This window comes from Kitasatospora sp. LaBMicrA B282, from assembly GCF_050325825.1.
GTDB lineage: Bacteria > Actinomycetota > Actinomycetes > Streptomycetales > Streptomycetaceae > Kitasatospora.
This window is the reverse complement of the sequence record NZ_JBNQTI010000135.1, coordinates 1-2,892: the sequence shown is the minus strand read 5'-3', so window position 1 is coordinate 2,892 and position 2,892 is coordinate 1. Positions and strand designations below refer to the sequence as shown.

Below are 2,892 nucleotides of genomic sequence, written 5' to 3'. Positions count from 1 at the left end.
TGTGGGGGGTGGAGGGGGCGTGTCTATCCACACGGGTCGTCTCCCCCTCCCTCGGGGGTGGGGGTGGCCACCCCCACCTCTTGGTCCCCCCCCCCCCCCCCCCCCCCCGCCTCACTGCTGCCTGCTGCTACTGACGGAGCATCAGCTCGCGTTCAGCGCGGTGTCGTCGATCACGAAGCTGGTCTGGTCGAAGGAGGAGTTCTCCACGCCGTTGAACTTCACGGTCACGCTCTTGCCCGCGAAGGAGGACGGCAGGGTGAACGTCTCCTGGGTGTAGCCGTTGTTGGCGTCCAGGTTGGTGTAGCTGGCCAGGGTGGTGCCGTTGGCCGAGACGGTCAGCGTGTCGGTGCCGTCACCGCTGACCTTGGCGGTGTCGATGTGCAGCCAGAAGCTGAACGTCGCCTTGCAGTTGGCCGGGACGGTGACGGTCTGCGACAGGGTGTCGGTGTGCGCGGCGCCGTAGCCGTCCAGCCAGGCGTCCCAGTTGCCGGAGTGGGCGGGCTCGGAGACGGTGTCGTTGTTGATCACACCCGCGGTCGCGGTCCACGGCGCGGCGCTGCCGGTCTCGAAGCCGGGGTTGCCGAGCTTCTGGCCGCCGCCGGTGCAGGTGCCGCCGCTGCCGGTGACGGTCCAGCTGAAGCCGGCGGAGCCGGAGGCGCCGGTGCTGTCCTTGGCGGTGACGGTGACCGAGGAGGTGCCCGCGGTGGTCGGGGTGCCGGAGATCAGGCCCGAGGAGCTGATCGACAGACCCGCCGGCAGACCGGTGGCCGAGTAGGTCAGGCTCTGGCCCGAGGCCGAGTCACTGGCCGAGATCTGCAGGCTGGCCGCGGTGCCCACGGTGCCGCTCTGGCTGCCCGGGTTGGTCACCGTCACGGTGTTGCCGGTGTTGCCGGCCACGGTCCAGCTGAAGCTGGTCGAGCCGGAGGCGTCGGTGGTGTCGGTGGCGGTGACGCTGACCGAGGAGGTGCCCGCGGTGCTCGGGGTGCCGGAGATCAGGCCCGAGGAGCTGATCGACAGACCCGCCGGCAGACCGGTGGCCGAGTAGGTCAGGCTCTGGCCCGAGGCCGAGTCACTGGCCGAGATCTGCAGGCTGGCGGCGGTGCCGACCTTGCCGCTCTGGTTGCCCGGGTTGGTCACCGTCACGGTGTTGCCGTGGGTGAGGATCGCGTGCGAGAGGTCGCACTCGTTGGTGTCGTTGGACCAGCTGGCCTGCTCGGCGAAGGTGCCGGTGCCCATGGTGACCATGCCGGCGCCGCCCGCGGTGCCCGGGCTGAGCCAGGCGCACTCGTCGGAGTTCTCCTGGCCGTTGTAGGTGGCGTCACCGGTGTGGTTGGTCCAACCGCCGGCCGGGAACTGGTCCGACATCATCTCGTGGTACTCGTGGCCCAGCGTCATGGTCCAGCCGTCGAGCGTGCCGGGCGAGTTGACGAAGCCGACGCCGCAGCCCTGGCCGGAGTCCATGTTGTAGGGCTGGTTCGAGAAGGCGACGTCGCCGTAGGGCGAGTTGACGGCACCGCCGGTCAGCGAGCTGTCACCGGTGTAGTCGTGCCAGGCGCAGTACTGGCCCTGGTAGTTGTCCGGGTTGGTGCCGGTCGGCGACATGATCACGTAGTACGTGTGCCGGTTGGAGGCGGCGGTGGTGTTGCCGAAGTGGGCGGCCGCGGCCACCGCCTCCTGGCCGAGCTGGTTGCCGCTGGCCGCACTCGGCGAGGCGGCCGAGTTGTCGTACCAGACGCCGGACAGCACACCGCCCGCCTGGTAGGGGACGAAGTTGGCGTTGGACGGGCAACTGACCGCCCCGGAGGCGACGTTCGGACCGTCGCACCACTGGGTCAGGTCGGCCGACCAGGTCTCCCCGCCGGTGCCGATGCCCTTGAACATCTCCTGGGCGACCGGCGCGGCGCCGTCCTGGTCACCGGAGAAGGTGGCGTCGCCCGAGCTGTTGGTGCTCTGCGTGCCCCACTGCGAGCCGTAGAAGACGAGGTAGACCTGGGACTTGCCGTCGTTGACGCCCACGCCGTTGGTGCCGCCGCCGTAGGAGAGGGTCTCCGGGCCGGTCGCCGCGGTCGGGGCGTGGGTGTCCGCCCAGGACTTCATCTTGCCGTTCTGCTGGATGGTGGGGAGGACCCCGTGCCGGTAAGCGTGCCCGGTCGCGGGGTCGTAGGGGTTCGCGGCCGAGCTGGTCGGCGACTGCGACGAGGCGAGCGCCTGGGGTGCGGCGAACGCCAACAAGGCGCCGCTGACGAGCGACAGGGACGCGAGGCCGGTCAGGGCCACGCGCGCAGTGCCGCGGAAGTGGGGGGTGCCCATCTGTGGGGGTTCCTCTCTCCTGCAAACCGCCGGTGCGCCGGGTCGGCGCGGGCGGTCGGGTCTGCTGCACGGGACAGGGCGTCAGGGCGCACCGGGCCCACGGCCAGTGGCCGTGCGACAGGACGAGAGGGGTGAACGGCCACACCCGCAGCGCGCGCAGGTTGGGGACCTGCGGTGGAGGGGTCCGGTGCACGGCGTGGCGATCCGCGGAGAGCTGTCTCGTCCTGCCCCGATGGGGGTTTTGGAACCAACCGTGCCAATTCCGCACGGTCTCTGGCGGTATGACGGGTGGTGCACCGTTCGCTGGGCTGAAGCAAAGCAGAGTTGGCGCACCCCGGTCAACGGTGTGGACCGGCTTTTCACCTCCCGACCGACCGATCGGTCGCGGCGTCTTTCACGCGGTCATCACGTGAAGCGAATGCAAAGCTGCGTTCACCGAACGATGCTGACGGAGAGTCGAGTTGAAGCCCCGGCACGCACGTCGACAGAGCCGCGGGGGGGGGGGGGGGGGGGGGGGGGGGGGGGGGGGGGGGGGGGGGGGGGGGGGGGGGGGGGGGGGGGGGGGGGGGGGGGGGGGGGGGG

The 2,892-nt window shown here is 71.0% G+C and carries 1 protein-coding gene; it reads right to left on the bottom strand.

Going from position 1 to position 2,892, the window contains the following annotated elements:
- Positions 1 to 141: 141 nt before the first annotated feature.
- Complete coding sequence (locus ACQRUO_RS28985; RefSeq protein WP_428319057.1) at positions 142 to 2,310, bottom strand: putative Ig domain-containing protein; 2,169 nt, start codon at positions 2,308 to 2,310, stop codon at positions 142 to 144.
- Positions 2,311 to 2,892 lie beyond the last annotated feature (582 nt).

Excerpts from the sequence above, each read along its gene's own strand:
- ACQRUO_RS28985 (WP_428319057.1), bottom strand. The coding sequence starts at position 2,310 with ATGGGCACCCCCCACTTCCGCGGCACTGCGCGCGTGGCCCTGACCGGC.